The sequence below is a fragment of the Selenomonas oralis genome (assembly GCF_051603425.1).
GTDB lineage: Bacteria > Bacillota > Negativicutes > Selenomonadales > Selenomonadaceae > Selenomonas > Selenomonas sputigena_A.
This window is the reverse complement of sequence record NZ_CP194411.1, coordinates 98,771-117,363: the sequence shown is the minus strand read 5'-3', so window position 1 is coordinate 117,363 and position 18,593 is coordinate 98,771. Positions and strand designations below refer to the sequence as shown.

Annotated in this window: 19 protein-coding genes; 18 read left to right on the top strand and 1 reads right to left on the bottom strand. The window is 56.9% G+C overall.

The features are described from left to right. The first annotated feature begins 419 nt into the window (after positions 1-419). Together glmS and ACRTGH_RS00545 are read left to right on the top strand one after the other, a co-directional pair. Positions 420-2,249, top strand: a complete 1,830-nt coding sequence (glmS, locus tag ACRTGH_RS00550) for a glutamine--fructose-6-phosphate transaminase (isomerizing) (RefSeq protein ID WP_368847740.1) — start codon at positions 420-422, stop codon at positions 2,247-2,249. 23 nt (positions 2,250-2,272) lie between these two features. Next, complete coding sequence (locus ACRTGH_RS00545; protein ID WP_368847739.1) at positions 2,273-3,775, top strand: IMP dehydrogenase; 1,503 nt, start codon at positions 2,273-2,275, stop codon at positions 3,773-3,775. A gap of 60 nt (positions 3,776-3,835) precedes the next feature. Here the strand turns inward: ACRTGH_RS00545 and ACRTGH_RS00540 are convergent, their stop codons facing one another. Then, on the bottom strand, positions 3,836-5,506 hold the full coding sequence (locus tag ACRTGH_RS00540) for a DUF4127 family protein (protein ID WP_368847738.1): 1,671 nt from the start codon (positions 5,504-5,506) through the stop codon (positions 3,836-3,838). Positions 5,507-5,620: 114 nt separating this feature from the next. On the opposite strand from ACRTGH_RS00540, the gene rsmD reads away from it, so the two are divergent. From rsmD to rnc, 16 genes are all read left to right on the top strand, one after another. Beyond that, positions 5,621-6,190 (top strand): 16S rRNA (guanine(966)-N(2))-methyltransferase RsmD, encoded by a 570-nt coding sequence (gene rsmD / locus ACRTGH_RS00535; RefSeq protein ID WP_368847737.1) that lies wholly within the window; start codon positions 5,621-5,623, stop codon positions 6,188-6,190. Continuing rightward, positions 6,190-6,666 (top strand): pantetheine-phosphate adenylyltransferase, encoded by a 477-nt coding sequence (gene coaD, locus ACRTGH_RS00530; protein ID WP_368847736.1) that lies wholly within the window; start codon positions 6,190-6,192, stop codon positions 6,664-6,666. The genes rsmD and coaD overlap by 1 nt, the downstream gene beginning before the upstream one ends. Positions 6,667-6,714: 48 nt before the next feature. Then, positions 6,715-7,200 carry an ATP synthase subunit B family protein gene (locus tag ACRTGH_RS00525; protein WP_368847735.1) on the top strand — a complete coding sequence of 162 codons (486 nt, stop codon included), beginning with the start codon at positions 6,715-6,717 and terminating at the stop codon, positions 7,198-7,200. A gap of 125 nt (positions 7,201-7,325) precedes the next feature. Next, positions 7,326-8,030 (top strand): nickel pincer cofactor biosynthesis protein LarB, encoded by a 705-nt coding sequence (gene larB, locus ACRTGH_RS00520; RefSeq protein WP_368847814.1) that lies wholly within the window; start codon positions 7,326-7,328, stop codon positions 8,028-8,030. Between the two features lie 12 nt (positions 8,031-8,042). After that, positions 8,043-9,263: a nickel pincer cofactor biosynthesis protein LarC gene (larC, locus tag ACRTGH_RS00515; RefSeq protein ID WP_368847734.1), complete on the top strand. Its 1,221-nt coding sequence runs from the start codon at positions 8,043-8,045 to the stop codon at positions 9,261-9,263. Positions 9,264-9,306: 43 nt separating this feature from the next. Continuing rightward, positions 9,307-10,125: an ATP-dependent sacrificial sulfur transferase LarE gene (gene larE / locus ACRTGH_RS00510; protein WP_368847733.1), complete on the top strand. Its 819-nt coding sequence runs from the start codon at positions 9,307-9,309 to the stop codon at positions 10,123-10,125. 44 nt (positions 10,126-10,169) lie between these two features. After that, the gene (locus ACRTGH_RS00505; protein WP_368847732.1) at positions 10,170-10,679 is read left to right on the top strand and encodes a YceD family protein; all 510 of its coding nucleotides are present in this window, start codon (positions 10,170-10,172) and stop codon (positions 10,677-10,679) included. A 34-nt stretch (positions 10,680-10,713) separates the two neighbouring features. Continuing rightward, positions 10,714-10,893, top strand: coding sequence for a 50S ribosomal protein L32 (rpmF, locus tag ACRTGH_RS00500; protein WP_009644988.1), 180 nt, complete (start codon positions 10,714-10,716; stop codon positions 10,891-10,893). 130 nt (positions 10,894-11,023) lie between these two features. After that, on the top strand, positions 11,024-12,088 hold the full coding sequence (gene plsX / locus ACRTGH_RS00495) for a phosphate acyltransferase PlsX (protein WP_368847731.1): 1,065 nt from the start codon (positions 11,024-11,026) through the stop codon (positions 12,086-12,088). Positions 12,089-12,111: 23 nt separating this feature from the next. Next, a complete protein-coding gene (gene fabK, locus ACRTGH_RS00490; RefSeq protein WP_368847730.1) occupies positions 12,112-13,059 on the top strand; it encodes an enoyl-[acyl-carrier-protein] reductase FabK in 948 nt (315 codons plus the stop codon). A gap of 41 nt (positions 13,060-13,100) precedes the next feature. Further along, positions 13,101-14,045 carry an ACP S-malonyltransferase gene (gene fabD / locus ACRTGH_RS00485; RefSeq protein WP_368847729.1) on the top strand — a complete coding sequence of 315 codons (945 nt, stop codon included), beginning with the start codon at positions 13,101-13,103 and terminating at the stop codon, positions 14,043-14,045. 1 nt (position 14,046) lies between these two features. Continuing rightward, complete coding sequence (gene fabG, locus ACRTGH_RS00480; RefSeq protein ID WP_368847728.1) at positions 14,047-14,790, top strand: 3-oxoacyl-[acyl-carrier-protein] reductase; 744 nt, start codon at positions 14,047-14,049, stop codon at positions 14,788-14,790. A gap of 72 nt (positions 14,791-14,862) precedes the next feature. Further along, entirely contained in the window at positions 14,863-15,099 is a 237-nt protein-coding gene (locus ACRTGH_RS00475) for an acyl carrier protein (protein WP_368847727.1), read from the top strand. A 133-nt stretch (positions 15,100-15,232) separates the two neighbouring features. Beyond that, positions 15,233-16,177 carry an NAD(P)H-dependent flavin oxidoreductase gene (locus tag ACRTGH_RS00470; protein ID WP_368847726.1) on the top strand — a complete coding sequence of 315 codons (945 nt, stop codon included), beginning with the start codon at positions 15,233-15,235 and terminating at the stop codon, positions 16,175-16,177. A 51-nt stretch (positions 16,178-16,228) separates the two neighbouring features. After that, positions 16,229-17,473: a beta-ketoacyl-ACP synthase II gene (gene fabF / locus ACRTGH_RS00465; protein WP_368847725.1), complete on the top strand. Its 1,245-nt coding sequence runs from the start codon at positions 16,229-16,231 to the stop codon at positions 17,471-17,473. Next, entirely contained in the window at positions 17,470-18,198 is a 729-nt protein-coding gene (gene rnc / locus ACRTGH_RS00460) for a ribonuclease III (protein ID WP_368847724.1), read from the top strand. Before fabF ends, rnc begins: the two co-directional genes overlap by 4 nt. The last annotated feature ends 395 nt before the right edge of the window (positions 18,199-18,593 follow it).

The window sequence follows — 18,593 nt, the reverse complement described above, 5'->3', positions numbered from 1 at the left end:
AGCCAGTTTTGTCTATCTTTAGCGGCTTTTGCAGGTGGGAAAGGGGCGTAGAAGCCCTATTGACAAATCGGGGCAGATAAATTAAAATGGCGAAAATATGTATCACAGGGCGCATGGGGCCGGAATACAGCCTGTGTGCGCCAGTCCAAGCGGCCACTGCCTGCCGGCCGCCGTGATGGGAAGGAGCATAGGGAAAAGAGAAAAGGCGGATGCCTTAGCGCTAGATCTTGCGGGAAGAGCTGCAAGGGGACGAGGAAGAGGTTGTCGAACATTCAGCGGATGCCTCTCGGCCGGGTCGGTCGTAAAAAGCTGGAAAGCCCGTTGGTGACAGTGGGGACAAGCCAGTGCATAAGGCCAGGCAGGAATCGAATATGGGGCGGGAAGGGCTTCCCGCTGTACTTCCAAGGAGGTTTTTGCCTATGTGTGGAATCGTGGGTTATGTCGGCAAGCGCCAGGCGACGCCGTTTCTCGTCGAAGGGTTGACGAAGCTTGAGTATCGCGGCTATGATTCGTCGGGCATTGCCGTTTTGAATGAAGACAAGATTCGTGTGGAAAAATGCGTGGGCCGTCTCGCCGAGCTCAAGAGGATCATCGAGGGCGATGAGCCGAAGGGGCAGATCGGCATCGGCCATACGCGCTGGGCGACGCATGGACGCCCGTCGGACAGCAACGCCCATCCGCATACGGACTGCTCGGGCGATTTTGCTGTGGTGCACAACGGCATCATAGAGAACTATCTGTCGCTGAAGGAAGACCTGATCGAAAAGGGGCATTCCTTCAAATCAGAGACGGATACGGAGGTCGTCGCACATCTGTTGGAAGAGGTCTACAACGGCGACTTTGAAGCTTCGGTACGCGAGGTGCTTTCGCGCATCGAGGGCTCTTACGCGCTCGTATTCATGTCGCGCGCGCATCCCGACCGCCTCATCTGCACGAAGCAGGACAACCCGCTCGTCATCGGTCTCGGCGAGGGGGAGAATTTCATTGCCTCGGATATCCCGGCAATCATTGCGCGCACGCGGCGCACGTATATTGTAAACGACGGCGAGATGGCTGTCGTGAAGGCCGATGGTGTACACATCACGAACCGTCGGGGCGAGACGGTGACGAAAAAGGTCTTCGAGGTCAACTGGAATGCTGAGGCAGCGGAAAAAGGCGGCTACGAGCATTTCATGCTCAAGGAGATCCACGAGCAGCCGAAAGCCGTGCGCGATACGATGTCGCCGCGCATTTCCAAGGACGGCAAATCCCTCGTTATGGATGAACTGCGTTGGGACAAGGAGTTCCTCGCGTCGTTCAACAAGGTTTACATCGTCGCCTGCGGCACGGCGTATCACGCGGGGCTTGTCGGCAAGTATTACATTGAAAAGCTTGCGCGCATTCCCGTCGAGGTCGATGTTGCGTCCGAGTTCCGCTACCGTTCGCCGATTATTGATGAGAATACCTTGATGATCGTCGTCAGCCAGTCGGGCGAGACGAGCGACACGCTCGCGGCATTGAAGGAGGCGAAACGTCTCGGCGCGAAGAGCCTTGCCGTGACGAACGTCGTCGGCTCCTCCATCGCGCGTGAAGCCGCACAGGTGCTTTATACCTGGGCCGGCCCGGAGATCGCCGTCGCCTCGACGAAGGCGTATACGACGCAGCTCATCCTCATGTTCATGCTGGCGCTGTATATGGCGAATATCAAGGGGATGCTGAAGGAAGAGCGCTGCGAGGCTCTTCTGGAAGGGCTCCAGAAGATTCCGGCGCAGATCAGCGAGACTCTGAGCGATGTAGAGCCGATCAAGACCTTTGCCAAGCAGTACGGCTTCAACGAGGACGTCTTTTTCATCGGGCGCGGGCTTGACTACGATGTTGCACTCGAAGGCTCCCTGAAGCTCAAGGAGATTTCTTATATCCATGCCGAGGCCTATGCGGCGGGCGAGCTCAAGCACGGCACCCTGGCGCTCATCGTCGAAGGCGTTCCCGTCATCGCGCTGGCGACGCAAAAAAGCGTCTACGAAAAGACACTCTCGAACATCAAGGAGGTCAAGGCGCGCGATGCTGTTGTCATCGGCATTGCAGCCGAAGGCGACGAATCGCTTGAGAAGTATGTCGATCATGTGATCAAGGTGCCGGAGGCGGATGAGCTTCTGATTCCTCTTCTGACAGTCGTGCCGCTTCAGCTGCTTGCCTACTTCGCCGCCATTACGCGCGGCTGCGATGTGGATAAGCCGCGCAACCTCGCGAAGTCTGTTACGGTTGAATGATTTTTAGGAAATGAGGGGTTAAATTGGCATTCTATTTCACGGAACCGTCGCATACCTTTGGTGAATATCTGCTTGTGCCGGGGTACTCCTCGGACCAGTGCGTTCCGGCGAATGTTTCCTTGGAAACGCCGCTTGTGAAGTTTCGGCGCGGCGAGGAGCCGACAATCAAGATGAATATCCCGATGACTTCGGCCATCATGCAGGCTGTGTCGAATGATACGATGGCCATTGCTCTGGCGCGTGAGGGAGGCGTTTCCTTCATCTATGGCTCGCAGCCGCCGGAGCAGGAAGCTGCGATGATTTCGCGTGTGAAGAACTATAAGTCGGGTTTTGTGAGCAGTGATTCGAATATCAAGCCGACGACGACGCTGGGCGAGGTGCTCGAGCTCAAGGACATGACGGGGCACTCGACCATGGCGGTGACCGAGGACGGCACGCCGACGGGCAAGCTGCTCGGCATCGTGACGAGCCGTGATTACCGCGTGACGCGCATGGGGATGGATACGCCGGTCAAGGATTTCATGACGCCGTTCGAGCGTCTCATTTATGCGGATGCGAATCTGACTTTGCCGCAGGCGAACGATCTGATCTGGGAGCACAAGCTCAATATGCTGCCCTTGATCGACGAGAACCAGCGGCTGCGCTACATGGTCTTCCGCAAGGACTATACGGACAACAAGGAGAACGAGCTTGAGCTGATTGACGAGCGCAAGCGCTATATTGTCGGCGCGGGCATCAATACGCGCGACTATGTCGAACGCGTGCCGGCTCTTCTTGAGGCGGGCGCCGACGTCTTGTGCATTGATTCGTCGGAAGGCTATTCGGAATGGCAGAAAAAGACGCTGGAGTACATCCACAAGGAGTTTGGCGAGGATGTGAAGGTCGGCGCAGGCAATGTCGTCGATGCTGAGGGGTTCCGTTTCCTGGCGGATGCGGGCGCGGACTTCGTCAAGGTCGGCATCGGCGGCGGCTCTATCTGCATCACGCGTGAGACGAAGGGCATCGGCCGAGGCCAGGCGACGGCCGTCATCGATGTCTGCCGTGCGCGCGATGAGTATTTCAGGGAAAAGGGCGTCTACATCCCCGTTTGCTCGGACGGCGGCATCGTGCATGATTACCACATGACGCTGGCTCTGGCGATGGGAGCGGACTTCATGATGCTTGGCCGCTACTTCTCGCGCTTCGATGAAAGCCCGACGGACAAGGTGAAGGTCAACGGCACCTATTATAAGGAGTATTGGGGCGAAGGCTCGAACCGTGCGCGCAACTGGCAGCGCTACGATCTCGGCGGCGACCGCAAGCTCTCCTTCGAGGAAGGCGTTGATTCCTACGTGCCGTATGCGGGTTCCCTGCGCGACAATATCCACATCTCGCTCAGCAAGATTCGCTCGACGATGTGCAACTGCGGCGCGCTTACTCTGCCCGAGCTGCGCGATAAGGCGAAGATCACGCTCGTCTCCTCGACGAGCATCGTTGAGGGCGGCTCGCATGACGTCATCCTGAAGGACAAGTTCGGACGCGATTGAACAAAATATGAAAGCCTCTGCAGTCCAAATCCGGAATGCGGAGGCTTTTTTGCTATGCGTTCAGCGGACGCTGAGGAAGGGCGTCGTTTCCAAATGGATCTCGAAGGTGCGCGGCCAAGGAAAGCTCATATCGGCCCGGATGTCATAGACGAAGATCCGGCAAGGCCCTTCGGGGGTGTCTATGGGAAAAGGGCGGCGGCAGGCTTTCGTGCTTTTGAAGGTTTTGAGCCGGTCGCCCATGGCCTTTTGCAGCATGGCGGTGGCGGCGAGGTAATCGCGTTCTAGGTCGAGGTCGTAGACGTTTTTCGTGCCGTACTTCTTGAGGCCTGTGTTCACAAGAGTGATGGCGTCCTTGAGATAAAAGTAGTCCTCGAGGAATCGGTTGTTGAGAAATTTGAGGTTGGCGGCATAGAGGCGGAGTGTTTCCTCTTTCGTTTTTACCTCTCTCTTGGCGGCGGAGAAGAGCATGGCCTCGGAAAGTGCGGTGCCGATGGAGTTGCTGGCCGTGTTCCAGCCGGCGTAGGCGATGAGCTGCTCGACGGGGACCTCGCGTTCGATGAGCAGCGGCAGAAGCGTTTCCTCGGCCGCGAAGTGCTTGCTGAGATCGACAAGGGCGACGGGGACGCCCGCCGTGAGATAATGTGCCAGACGTTCCGCGCTTTCGCTGCGCGAGCCGACGGTTTTTTCCGAGCCGGCGGCAATGAAAAGCACAAAGTCGGCGTTTTCCGGAGTGTCGGCAGGCTCCCCGCCGAAGAGCGCGATTTTTTCCCAAGCGGTTTCCTGCAGGGAGATGGCCATGAAGGGCAGCACCATATCGGGAGCGGCTGCGTCGTTCCAGTCGACATAGATCCGTGGACGAGGTGAGGCCGTTTCCGCAGGCAGGGCAGCGAGAAGCGTCAGCGCCAGCTCGTCGGCGCCGTGGACGATGGCGGCTTTTTCCTGCGGAAGCTGTTTTTGGGTAAGCAGCTCCTGCAGGCGGCGCTTTTCGATATTGGGGATGCTGTATGTTTCGCCGTCGTCCTGTCCGAGCAGGAGACGCGTCAGGACGCCCTCTTCGACGAGGGTGATGAGGGCGCGGGAAAGATGCTCGTTCTGCTCAAAGAGCGCGAGGTACTGCGCGAGGCTGGCAGGCTTGATTTTTTGCGCGAGCTCCTGCATCTTTTCGGCATCCTCCGGACGGCCTTCGAGCGCGTAGCGGTCGGCGAGGCGCGAATATTCGAGCAGGTATTTGTTGTCATAGTAGCCGTCGATGCTTGCGGGCGGCGTCATGCGCGGCAGGATGGAAAAGGCGCAGAGGCGCGCCCGGGGATTTTGCTCGTGCAGCTCGCGCAGAAAGGCGATGAATTCCTCGATTTCGGCAGGGCTCTGGCGCGCTTCCCGTGCTGCGAGCAAGCCGCCGTAGAGAAGCTGGTCGATGGAAAGGATGACTGTGTCGGCTGTGCCGATGTTTTCCTTGAGCCAAGCCTGAAGGGCTTTTGTATCGCCGGGCGCCGTATAGTAGTCCTGGAATTCATAGGGCATGGCGGAGACCTCGATCCCTTTGATGTCTGCAGCGTCAAGGACAAACTGCCGGCAGGGCGGGCGCCCGTCGAGCGGCACGAGGAGGAGACGGCCGCTCTTTTCCGGCAGGGCGGCAAACGGTGTGCCGCCATAAAAGGGATGCACGAGGAAATTCCAGGCAGCGAGGGCGGAGAATATGAGAAGAAGCAGGCAAAGCAAAGGTTTTTTCAAGGATTTCCCCCCAATCCGCAGGTATTCTCCCGATATTATACCATAGTGCGGTTCACGAAATTGAAAAAGTATGATAAAATATGTAAGGCCTGTTTTTGGACTTGGGGGGGAACTATGCGCGTTATCACGGGCTCGGCACGCGGCTGCCGCCTGAAGACGCCCAAAGGGCAGGCGACGCGGCCGACGGCGGACCGAATCAAAGAGTCGCTTTTCAATATCCTGGGGCGGCGACCTTTGGGGGCGCAGGTGCTCGATCTTTTTGCCGGGACGGGTGCGCTTGGCCTGGAAGCTTTGAGCCGCGGAGCGGCGGCGGCGGTTTTTGTCGATCATGTGACGGCGCCTCTGCTCAGGGAAAATGCGGAGCGTACGCATCTTTCGGAACGTGCTGAAATCCTGCGGGAAGATGCTCTCCGCGTCTTGGGACGCCTGGGGGGGCAGGGCCGTTCCTTTGATTTGATTTTTTGCGATCCGCCCTATCGCCTGGGGCTATGGGAGAAGGCTCTTGTCTCTGTGGATAGGGCAGGGCTGCTGGCTCCCGCGGGCTTGATGGTTGTCGAGCACGGTGCGGACGAGGATGTCCTGCCGCTGCTTTCCGCTTTGCAGCGTGTGCGCAGTGAGCGCTATGGCAAGACGACGCAGCTGAGCTTCTTTGAAAGACTGCGGCTGCAAGGAGGCGAGGCATGATGGTGAGAGCGGTATGCTCAGGGAGCTTCGATCCCGTGACGAATGGACATATTGATATTTTTGAACGGGCGAGCCAGATTTTTGACGAGCTGATCGTCGGCGTCTTTCATAATATCCGGAAAAAACCTTTTTTTACAGTGGAAGAGCGGCTGGTTCTGCTTGAGGAAGCGACGCGCCATATCCCGAATCTTCGCGTCGGCTCTTTCGAGGGGCTTTTGCCGGATTATATGCGCAGCGTCGGTGCGACCGTCATCGTGCGCGGTCTGCGCTCGGTTACGGACTATGAGTATGAGCAGAAGCAGGAGCAGATGCTCAAATATATTGCGCCGGATATCGAAACGGTGTTTTTGCTTACCGACCCGCGCTATTCCTTTGTGAGCTCTTCGGGGGTGCGGGAAATTGCAAATTTTCATGGGCGGGTGACAGGACTTGTGCCTGAATGTGTAGAATTAGCAATAAGCAGGCATTTTGCGTAATTTTTATATTCTTGATTTATAAATTTTGAAGAGAAGGCGGGCAGGAAAATGGCTGTAAAAAATATTTTGGATTCTATAGAAAATCTTGTGGTTGAGTCGCGGCGCATGCCGTTAATGAATAAGAGTCTGATTGACGAGACGGATTTGATCCATCTCGTTGACGAGCTGCGCCGTGAACTGCCGCTCGAACTGCAGAAGGCGGAAAAGGTCATGCAGGAGCGTCAGGATATTCTCGACAGGGCGAATGCCGAGGCAGCCTCCCTCATAGAAAAGGCAAAGAAGTATGCGGCGGAGCTCGTGGACAAGAACGAGATCGTCATGCAGGCTGAGGAAAGAGCCAAGGCCATCATGCAGCAGACGCAGGAGCAGGAGCGGGAAATCATGGAGAAAACTATGGCAAACGCGAAGCAGCTGCGCGACGATGCGGATCAATATGCGAACCAGGTTTTTGACCATTTGTCCAGCAACCTGAGCAATGCGTTGGAGGTCGTGCAGCGGGCGAAGGACGATCTGAATCACGGCCCGCGCGGCTGAGGCTGCAGGGCGGCGGAAAACGAAAGAAGGGCGCTGCGCAAGGCAGCGCTTTTTTTCAACAGTGAAAATCCTCTGCCGTCAAGGGGCGTCTTTTGCCAAAGACTTTGCAGACGGCGCTTCGGCGGATGGGAACACGCGGACAGCTTGAGGTGAAAGGCAGTATGGAGCAAAAGGAACTGGGCTTTGCCGTCGTCGATATGGAACGGGAAAAAAGGCAGGGTTTCGCCGAGGTGGTTTATGGCGCCGGCAAGACGGCAGAGCAGATTGCAGAAATTTTGCAGGCGCTGCTTGCTGAGAACAGCGGAAACATCATGGCGACACGGGTCAGCGAAAGAAAGGCGGCGGAGGTTCTGTCCCTTGTGCCCGAAGCGCATTACGATAAAACGGCGCGCCTTGTCTATATCGAGCGCAGCGTGCCGCCCGTGGATGAAGCGCATCGCATTCTCGTGGTCACGGCGGGAACGAGCGATATTCCCGTTGCCGAGGAGGCGGCTTTGACGGCGCGCCTCATGGGAAATGACGTCAAGACTTGCTATGATGTCGGCGTCGCCGGTCTGCACCGGCTTCTGGCGCATAAGGATGAGCTGCTTGCCGCCAATGTCGTCGTCGTCGTTGCCGGCATGGAAGGGGCGCTCGCGAGCGTTGTCGGCGGCCTTGTCGCATGTCCTGTCATCGCCGTGCCCACGAGCATCGGCTATGGCGCATCGTTTCAGGGACTTGCTGCACTCCTTGCCATGCTGAATTCCTGTGCAGCAGGCGTCGCTGTCGTGAACATCGACAACGGCTTCGGCGCGGGTGCGATGGCAAGCCGCATCAATCGTTCGCGATAAGGAGAGATGGATATGAGAGCGATATATCTTGATTGTTTTTCCGGCCTCAGCGGCAATATGCTGCTCGGCGCTTTTCTCGCGGCGGGCGTGCCGTTCGCGGCTTTGCAGGAGGAACTGCGCCGCCTGCCGATGGCCGATGAATTTGCACTCAGACAAAGCGTTGTGAAGAAGAACGGCATTGCCGCGACCTATGTCGAGGTGGAGCTCCTGTCCGAGGGAAAGGATGCTTCGGCGCATGGCCATGCTCACGAACACGGCTGCGTGCAGCGCACGATACAGGATATTCGGGGGATTCTGGAGCGTTCATCCCTTTCCGCGGAAGTCAGGAAGACGAGCCTGAAGATCTTTGAGGCTCTGGCGGACGCCGAAGGGAAGGTGCACGGCATGAAGCCGGACGAGGTGCATTTCCATGAAGTCGGCGCAGTCGATTCCATCGTTGATATCATTGGCACGGCGATCTGCCTCGACTATCTCGAGATTGAGAAGATCTTTGTCTCGCGCGTGAATACGGGCAGCGGTACGGTTCAGACGCAGCACGGCCTCATGATGGTGCCGGCGCCGGCGACGGCGGAGCTTCTGCGGCTGATTCCCACATACCACCGGGGAGAGGAAAAGGAGCTGACGACGCCGACGGGCGCTGCGATTCTTGCCGCGCTCGCTGAGTTTGCCGACAATATACCGACGGAGTTTTTTGCGGAACGCATTGCCTATGGCGCAGGGACATGGGATCTCGAGATGCCGAATGTCGTGCGCCTTCATGTAGGCGAGTATGCAGGCAGTGGCCAGCGCGATATCTGCCTCATCGAGACGAATATCGACGATATGGATGCGCAGGTTTTCGGCTATGTGCAGGAACGCCTCTTTGCCGTCGGGGCGCTCGACGTTTGGACGACGCCTATTTATATGAAGAAAAACCGTCCGGCGCATATGCTTTCCGTCCTCGTTGACGAGGCGAAAAAAGCGGAATGCCTGGCCTTGCTCTTCCGTGAGACAACGAGCATCGGCATGCGCGTCCTGCATGTGGACGAGCGCATCGAGGCTGTGCGCCATACGGCGCTCGTCGATACGGCGCACGGCAAGGTGCGCTGCAAGGTCAGCGCCTATGGCGGGCAGATCGTTTCCCTCTCGCCGGAGTATGAGGACTGCCGTGAGATTGCCGCGCGCGAGGGCATTCCTTTGAAGCGTGTGCGCCAAGAGGCGCTGGATGATTTGCGCGAACGCTTGGGCGAATGAGTGCGGGGGAAGGTTCTTCCTATCCGGAAAGGCGGTTTGGGCGATGGAAAAAGCGAAGCAGGAGAGGCTTTTTTCCCTGCTGCAAGCCTACGGATCCCTCGTCGTTGCCCTTTCGGGCGGCGTGGACAGCGCGGTGCTCCTAAAGGCGGCGGTCAAAACCCTGGGCAAGGAAAAGGTCGCCGCTGTCACGGCTGTCTCGGAGCTTCTTTCCGGGGATGAGCTGGCCGACGCGAAGCGTTGTGCAAAACTTTGCGGCGTTACGCTCACGACGCTTCCTGCGGAGGATCTTTCCTCGCCTGATGTCGTGCGCAATGACGCGAAGCGTTGCTATTACTGCAAAAAACGCCGCTTTGAGATGATTGTCGAATGGGCGCGGGAACACGGCTGCCGCCATGTGGCAGAGGGAACGAATGTGGACGATGCGGCTGATTACCGCCCGGGCCTCACGGCAATCGAAGAGCTTGCGCCTGCGGTCGTATCCCCTTTGAAGGAAGCCGGCTGGGGCAAAGCGGATATCCGCAGGGCGGCGAAGGAATGGGGCATGCCTGTCTGGGACAAACCGAGTGCGGCCTGCCTGGCCTCGCGCGTGGCCTATGGCATCGAACTCACCGGAGAGCGGCTCCGGGCTGTTGAAACGGCGGAAGCGGCCATTCGCAGATGCGTCCGCGGGCAGATCCGCGTGCGCCATCACGGCGACATCGCCCGCATCGAGATCGAGCCGGCTTCCTTCGATGCGTTTTGGCAGCACCGCGAGGAACTTGAGACGGCTGTGCGTGCTGCCGGTTTCGCCTACGTAACGCTTGATTTGGGGGGCTATCGCATGGGCAGCCAGAATGAGAGCATATCCCATGCTTTTTCTTGACAAATATTTTTCTCCCTGCTATAATTCATTGAGGTTGATGCAGAATGATGATGGTGCATATTGCCGCAGCGCTTGCCGCCGTAGGCGCGAGCCTTCCTTTCACCTTCGAGGTGCAGGCAGGCGAGCTTGATCTTCGGGGCGACGGCTTTTCTTTTGTGGGAACGGCCGCGGTTTGCGGTGAGGTCACGAATACAGGACAGGCCTGTCGTATCCATGGCGTGGTCAAGGCTGAAAAGACCTTTGTCTGCGATCGTTGTCTGGGAGATTTCCGCAAAGAGGAAAGTTATGCCTTTGATGAGGAAGTCCGCTTGGAGGACGGCGCTGAATCTGACGGGACGGTTCTTTTGGCGCTGGAAAACGATGCCGTCGACATCGAGGCGCTTGTGCGCGATACGATTCTTTCCGCGCAGCCGCTCAACAATATCTGCCGTCCGGACTGCCGCGGGCTTTGCTCCAAATGCGGCGCGGATCTCAACCGGGGGGAATGCGGCTGCGATCGCTTCGTTCCTGATCCGAGGCTTTCTGCTTTACAGCAATTATTGAAAGAAAAATAAAATGAGGAGATTATCTTAAGGAGGTGTTCCCCGAATGGCAGTACCTAAGCGTAAGATGTCAAAAGCCCGCCGCGATTCCCGTCGTGCAAACTGGAAGCTCACGGCGCCTGGCTTCGTTTCGTGCCCGCAATGTCATGAACCGAAAATGCCCCATCGTGTTTGCCCCGAATGCGGCTACTATGATGGCAGGGAAGTCGTTGCTGCGGACGAGTAAGACTTTTGAGGTGAGCAGGATATAAGAGATTATGTCCTGCTCATTCTTTATTATTAATGGATTCCTTAAAGGAATTATTGCGGCGACAGCGAAGAAATAAAAAGGCACGGTATGCCGGGGAGGTTTGTTTGTGAAGATTGCAGTAGATGCCATGGGCGGGGATTACGCGCCGGAGCAGATTGTTTTTGGCTCGGTGCGGGCGGCGAAGGAGTACGGCTGCGAGATCGTTCTCGTCGGTGATGAAGGGAAAATCATGCAGGTTCTGTCGAAAGTCAGGGATTGGCAGAGACTGGGCATTTCTGTGCTTCATGCAAGCCAGGTCATCGAGATGGGGGAACATCCTGTCGTCTCTGTGCGGAAAAAAAAGGATTCGTCCGTTGTTGTCGCCACGCGTCTCGTCAAGGAGGGAACCTGTGATGCCGTCCTCTCTGCCGGCTCCACAGGAGCCGCTGTGGCGGCGGCGCAGTTTATCCTTGGACGGATTCCGGGCGCTGATCGTCCGACGATTGCCACGCCCATGCCGACGCCCCGGGGCGTGACGCTTCTCCTTGATTCGGGGGCGAATGTGGACAGCAAGCCGAAGCATCTCGTGCAGGGAGCCATCATGGGCGCGCTTTATGCGGAGCATGTCTTTGGCATAAAGAACCCGCGCGTCGGCCTCCTCAATATCGGCGAGGAGGAGACGAAGGGGAATGAGCAGGCGCAGGCGACGTATCCGCTTTTGAAGGCGATGAAAATGCTCAACTTCTGCGGCAATGCGGAAGGACGTGACATCCCCAAGGGAAATTTCGACGTTGTTGTCTGCGATGGCTTTGTGGGCAATGTTGTGTTAAAATTTGCGGAGGGACTGGCGAAGACGCTCGTGCGTCTCGCCAAGGAAGCGGTCAAAAACGGCGGGATTCTTGCGAAAATCGGTGCCTTCCTGCTGCTGCCAGCGCTCCGAAAGCTCGGACGCACCATCGATGTGTCGGAGTACGGCGGTGCGCCGCTTCTCGGTGTGCGGGGCTGCTGCTTCATCGCGCACGGCTCGTCGAATGCGAAGTCGATTGCGAGCGCCATCCGCATTGCCAAGGATTATGTGGACAGCGATGTGTTGGGGCATATCAAGGAAAATCTGGCGAGGGAAGAGGCCTTGGGCGCCGCCGGAGAGCTTTCCGAAACGGAAGAAACCGCTTCGGAAGCTGCCCGGGCATGAGATGGTTGTTAGGAGGATAAGGGATGTTTGAAGAAAATCGTATTTGTCAGCTGCTGCGGATAAAGTATCCAATCTTCCAGGGGGGCATGGCTTGGATCGGCACGGCAGAGCTGGCCTCGGCCGTCTCGAATGCCGGAGGGCTCGGCATCATCGGCGCGGGTCATATGCCGCCGGATGTACTGCGCGCGGAAATCCAAAAGTGCAAGGGCTGGACGAAGGCGCCGTTTGGCGTCAATATCATGCTGATGTCTCCGTTTGTCAAGGAAGTCATGCAGGTTGTCGTGGAAGAACGCGTGCCTGTTGTGACGACGGGGGCGGGGAATCCCGGCGAATATATTCCTGCCTTGAAGGAAATCGGCAGCAAGGTCATTCCTGTCGTCGCCTCCGTGGCGCTCGCAAAGAGGCTTGTCCGGACGGGCGTCGACGCCTTGATCGCCGAGGGGACGGAATCGGGCGGTCATGTCGGCGAAATCACGACGATGGCGCTTGTACCGCAGGTCGCTGACGCCGTCGATGTGCCGATCATTGCGGCGGGCGGCATAGGCGATGCGCGCGGCATGGCGGCGGCCTTTGCTCTCGGAGCCTGCGGCGTACAGATGGGCACGCGCTTCGTGCTCTCGCAGGAGTGTATCGCGCACGAAAATTACAAAAAACTCGTCTTGAAGGCGCGCGACCGTTCGACGGTTGTTACGGGGCGTTCGACAGGCCACCCCGTGCGTGTTCTGGCCAACAAGCTCACGCGTGAGTTCGAGGAACTGGAGAGAAGCGGCGCTTCTGTCGAGGAACTTGACCAGCTCGGCGCGGGCAAATTGAATCTTGCAACGCATAAGGGCGATGTGGAAAACGGCTCTGTCATGATCGGACAGATCTCGGGTATGCTGGACGACGTACTGCCCGTCGCTGAGATCATTCAAAATATGGTTGCGAAGCTGCCCTCCGTTCTTCAGGGTGCGGAGGCTTGCTGCAAATAAATAAGGTTGGGAAGTGTCTTTAGGAAAGAGAGGCCGATTTGATGAACAAGCTCGCATTTGTTTTTCCGGGGCAGGGCGCCCAGCAGGTTGGCATGGGCAAGGATTTCTACGAGAAGTATGAGGTGGCGAAGAAACTCTTCCGCGAGGCGGACGAGGCGCTTGGCTACTCCATCAAAGCGATGTGCTTCGACGGCCCGGAGGAGAATCTGCGCCTCACGGCCAACACGCAGCCGGCCATCCTGACGGTCAGCGTGATCGCAAACGAGATTCTGAAGGAACACGGCCTCCAGCCCGATATCACGGGAGGACATAGCCTTGGCGAATATTCGGCTCTTGTCGCAGCAGATGTGTTGGATTTCCAGAACGCCGTTCTGCTCGTGCATAAGCGCGGCGCTTTCATGCAGGAAGCCGTCCCTGTGGGGGAAGGCGGCATGGCCGCTGTCATGGGGCTGGAGCGCGAGGTGATCGTTGGGATTTGCGAGGAGGTCTCGGCGCAGGTCGGTGCAGTCCAGGCGGTAAACTTCAACTGCCCAGGGCAGATCGTCATCGCCGGCACGACGGCGGGTGTGGAGAAAGCTGCGAAGCTGCTGCAGGAGGCGGGCGCGAAGAAGAGCGTCATCCTGCCGGTCAGCGCTCCTTTCCATAGCACCTTGATGCAGCCGGCAGCGGAAAAGCTCGCAGCAGAGCTTGACAAAGTGGAGATCCGCGATGCGAAGATTCCTGTCGTGGCCAATGTTTCTGCCGAAATCCTCACGCAGGCGGCCGATATAAAGGAAAGCCTTGTAAAGCAGGCGGCAAACCCTGTGAAATGGGAGGACTGCGTGGAGAAGATGAAGGAGTTCGGCGCGGACACCTTTGTAGAGGCAGGTCCCGGCAAGACGCTCTGCGGTTTCAATAAACGCATTGACCGCAAGCTTACGAGCATGAATGTCGAAAATCTGGAAACTTTGCAAAAAACGCTTGACTATTTCAAGGAGGTTCGTTAATATGCTTTTAGACGGCAAGGCCGCGCTTGTTACAGGCGCTTCCCGCGGCATTGGACGTGCGATTGCCCTGCGCCTTGCGGCGGAAGGAGCGCGCGTCGCCATCAACTATGCGGGCAATGCCAAGGCTGCGGAAGAAGTCAAGGCCGCGATTGAGGCCGCAGGCGGCACGGCGCTTCTTTGCCAGGCCGACGTAGCCGACAGCGCCGCTGTCGAAGCGATGATCGCCGAGGTCGTCAAGGCGTTTGGCAGTCTCGATATTCTCGTAAACAATGCGGGAATCACGCGGGACGGTCTTTTGCTGCGCATGAAGGACGAGGACTTCGATGCTGTCGTTGACACGAACCTCAAGGGCGTGTTCTACTGCACGAAGGCGGCGGCCAAGATCATGATGAAAAAGCGCCGGGGGCGCATCGTGAACATGGCTTCCGTAGTCGGTCTCATGGGAAATGCGGGGCAGGCCAACTATGCGGCGGCCAAGGCGGGCATACTGGGCTTCTCCAAGTCCGTTGCGCGTGAATTGGCCTCGCGCGGCATCACGGTCAACATGGTAGCGCCGGGGTTTATCGGCACGGATATGACAGCGGTGCTGCCGGACACGGTGAAGGAGAAGATGTTGGAAGATATCCCGCTCGGCCGCATGGGCGAGCCTGAGGATGTAGCGGAAGCCGTTCTTTTCCTCGTATCGGATCAAGCGTCTTATATCACGGGCCAAGTTGTCAATGTAGACGGCGGCATGGTTATGTGATATAAATATAGAGGGAATTGCCGAATGAATCGCCGGTTCCCGACAGAAGGCACCGGAGGGAGGTGAATTGTAGTGGCGACTTTTGATAAAGTAAAGGACATCGTTGTGGAGCAGCTTGGCGTTGAGGCCGATGAGGTTTCCATCGATTCTACTTTTATTGACGATCTGGGAGCAGATTCCCTGGATATCGTTGAGCTCATCATGGCATTCGAGGAGGAGTTTGGGATCGAAATCCCGGACGAGGCAGCGGAAAAGATCAAGACCGTTCAGGATGTCGTAACTTACATTGACCAGCATAAGGAAGACTAGGACAGATAGACTGTACTGTCTTGCTGTTCCTTGGAAGAGTCCCGTGAAGGTTCCTTCACGGGATTTTCTCAAGGAAAGAAATACCCAAGGGAAGCCTGTACGGTTCAGAATTCCCTCGATTGGAGGAGTAGAGTTGAAGCTTCCAGAGCTGAAAATTGGCGAAAAAATAGCAAAAATACCCATTATTCAAGGTGGAATGGCAATTCGCCTATCGACGGCAAAGTTGGCGGCAGCAGTGGCCAGCCAAGGGGGCATCGGCCTGATCGCGGCTTCGGGTTTGAGCGATGAGGAATTGCGCTATGAGATTCGTCTGGCGCGTTCTTTGACGAAGGGCATTGTCGGCATAAATATCATGGTGGCGGCGCGAAAATTCAGCCAGATTGTGAAGACGGCCATCGATGAAGGCATCGACCTCGTCGTTGCCGGGGCGGGCTTCTCGCGTGATATGTTCGGTTTGGGCAAGGAGTCGGGAACCCCGATCGTGCCCATTGTCTCCTCTGTTAAACTTGCAAAAATCTCACAGCGTCTTGGCGCCTCGGCAATCGTCGTCGAGGGCAAGGAAGCCGGCGGTCATCTCGGTACGGATACATCCGTGCGCGATCTGATTCCCGACATCCGGAAAGCCGTGGACATCCCCGTCGTGGCGGCGGGCGGCGTTCTCACGGGTCAGGATGTTGTTGATCTCATAAAAATGGGCGCCAACGGCGTGCAGATGGGCTCGCGTTTTGCGGCGAGCGAGGAATCGAATGCGGCTCCGGCCTTGAAGGAATTCTACCTCAAGGCGCAGCCGGAAGACATCGTCGTCATCCACAGCCCTGTGGGCCTGCCGGGGCGCGCTGTGCGAAACCCCTTTGCGGAGCGCATCCTGAAGGGCAATGTGCCGCCGAAGCAGTGCGATAACTGTCTCAAGGAATGTGCGCATAACTTCTGCATCATCCGTGCGCTCATTCGTGCCGAACAGGGTGATGTGGAAACCGGGCTTGTCTTTACCGGCGAATATATTTCCCGCATCAAGGAGATTCTTTCCGTAAAGGAAATTTTCCGACGCTTGACGGCGGAAGTAGCGGCAATCAGCTGAGACAAAGTTTTGAAGAGTGATAAAAGGAAAAACGGAGTGAGGTGTCATGGCTTGAGCAATCGTGTAGTCATAACAGGAATCGGCGCGATTACGCCGATTGGCATTGGCCGGGAGGCCTTTTGGAAAGCGCTTCTCGAAGGAAAGAACGGCATTGGCAGGATCACGCGCTTCGATGCATCGGAATGCCATTCGCAGATTGCAGGCGAGGTAAAGGATTTTGAGCCGGGCGATTACATCGACAAGAAGGAAGCAAAGCGCATGGATCGCTATACGCAGTTTGCTGTGGCGGCGGCGAAGCTAGCCTTGGAAGATGCGAAGATCGACCTTGAAAAAGAGGACAGAGAGCGCATCGGCACCTTTATCGGTGCAGGAATTGGCGGCATTGAGACGATGCACAGCCAGTACCAGAAGCTTTTTGACAAAGGCCCTTCCAAGATCAGCCCCTTCTTCATCCCGATGATGATTGCGAATATGGCGGCTGGGCAGGTTGCCATCACGTATGGTCTCCATGGCCCCTCGGCCTGTGTTGTGACAGCCTGTGCTACGGGGACGGATTGTATCGGCCATGCTTACCGTGCCATTTCGCAGGGCAAGGCGGATGCGGCGGTGGCCGGCGGTACGGAGGCGAGCATTTCGGAAGCCGCCGTTGCGGGCTTCTGTGCCATGAAAGCGCTCTGCGCCGACCACAACGACGACCCGGAACACGCTTCGCGTCCCTTCGACAAGAACCGCAGCGGTTTTGTCATGGGCGAGGGCGCTGGACTTGTCGTTCTCGAGAGCCTCGAGCATGCCCAAAAACGCGACGCCCATATCTACGCCGAAGTTGTCGGCTACGGCGCCAATGCGGATGCCTATCACGTCACGAGCCCGGCGCCGCACGGCGAGTTCCAGTCGAAGTGCATGGCGATAGCAATGAAGGATGCGGGCCTTACGCCGGCCGACATCGACTATGTGAATGCGCACGGCACATCGACGCATATGAACGACATGGGCGAGACCGAAGCCATCAAGAATGTCTTCGGTGCGGCCGCCAAGGATGTTTCTGTCAGCTCCATAAAGTCGATGACGGGACATCTCCTGGGCGCTGCGGGTGGCGTCGAATGCATCGCGACGGCGCTTGCCGTGGAAAATGACATGCTGCCGCCGACGATCAACTATGAAACGCCGGATGAAGGGCTTGACCTCGATTATGTGCCGAACAAGGCAAAGGCAAAGCCTGTCCGCGCGGCCATGTCCAATTCCTTCGGTTTCGGCGGGCATAACGCCTGCTTAGTGCTCAAGAAGTTCCAGGCATGAGAAAAGCGGCGGAGGTTTTGACAAAATCGCGCCGGGAAGCGCTCTTGGAGCTTTCCGCCCATCTCGGCATTACGTTCAAGGAAATCGTGCTGTTGCATGAAGCGCTGACACATACCTCCTATGCAAATGAGGCAAGGCACAAGGGTGTCGTGCACAACGAGCGGCTTGAATTTCTTGGCGATGCAGTCCTGGAGCTGGCCACCAGCACCTATCTCTTCGAGCATTTTCCGGACAGCCCCGAGGGAGATCTTACGAAGGCGCGCGCGTCCATCGTGCGTGAGGCGACTCTTTCCCGCCGCGCCGCAGCCTTGGAGCTTGGCGACTATCTGCTTCTGGGGCACGGGGAGGCCGTCATGGGCGGCGGGCATCGCCCTTCCATGCTGGCCGATGCTTTCGAGGCGGTCATCGGTGCAATCTATCTCGATCAAGGTTGGCAGACAGCCTACAACTATGTCTTGAAGCAGCTGCACGATGAGCTCCTGACCATAGAGAGCGGAGAAAATATGCAGGATTATAAGACAACCCTGCAGGAAGTCGTGCAAAAGCATGTGGATAAAAAAATTGCTTACGAGCTGATCGGCGAATCCGGCCCCGACCATAATAAGACGTTTGAGTTTGCCGTGCGCATCAATGATGTTGTCTATGGCACGGGAAAGGGACGCAACAAGAAGGAAGCCGAGCAAGGCGCAGCGCATGAAGCTCTGAGCAGACTGAAGAAAAGCTGAGGGAAGCCGGACAAAAAGCTTCGGTACAAACTACACGCACAACATCCGCTTTGCGGACATTGTGCGCCGCCCTTATAAAAAAACAGCAAGCATACCTAGATGTATTCACGGGTATGCTTGCTGTTTTTTTGCGTCCAAGACAAAGATAAACGAGAGAAAAGATGCCCATAAATGTCTCCTATGGATGTAAAAAAATATTCGAAAATCCGTTAAAATCATGCCTCTTTTAAAAGATCAGAAAAAACATGAATCTTAATCATTAATTATATTTATTATTATGAATTGCCTTCAAAGATGTACAGCGTTCATTTTTAGGGAAAATATGTAAGATAAAAATCAATTCCCATCGCTTCGCTGTGATACTATAATGCTTGTTATATAAGGGATTGTGACGA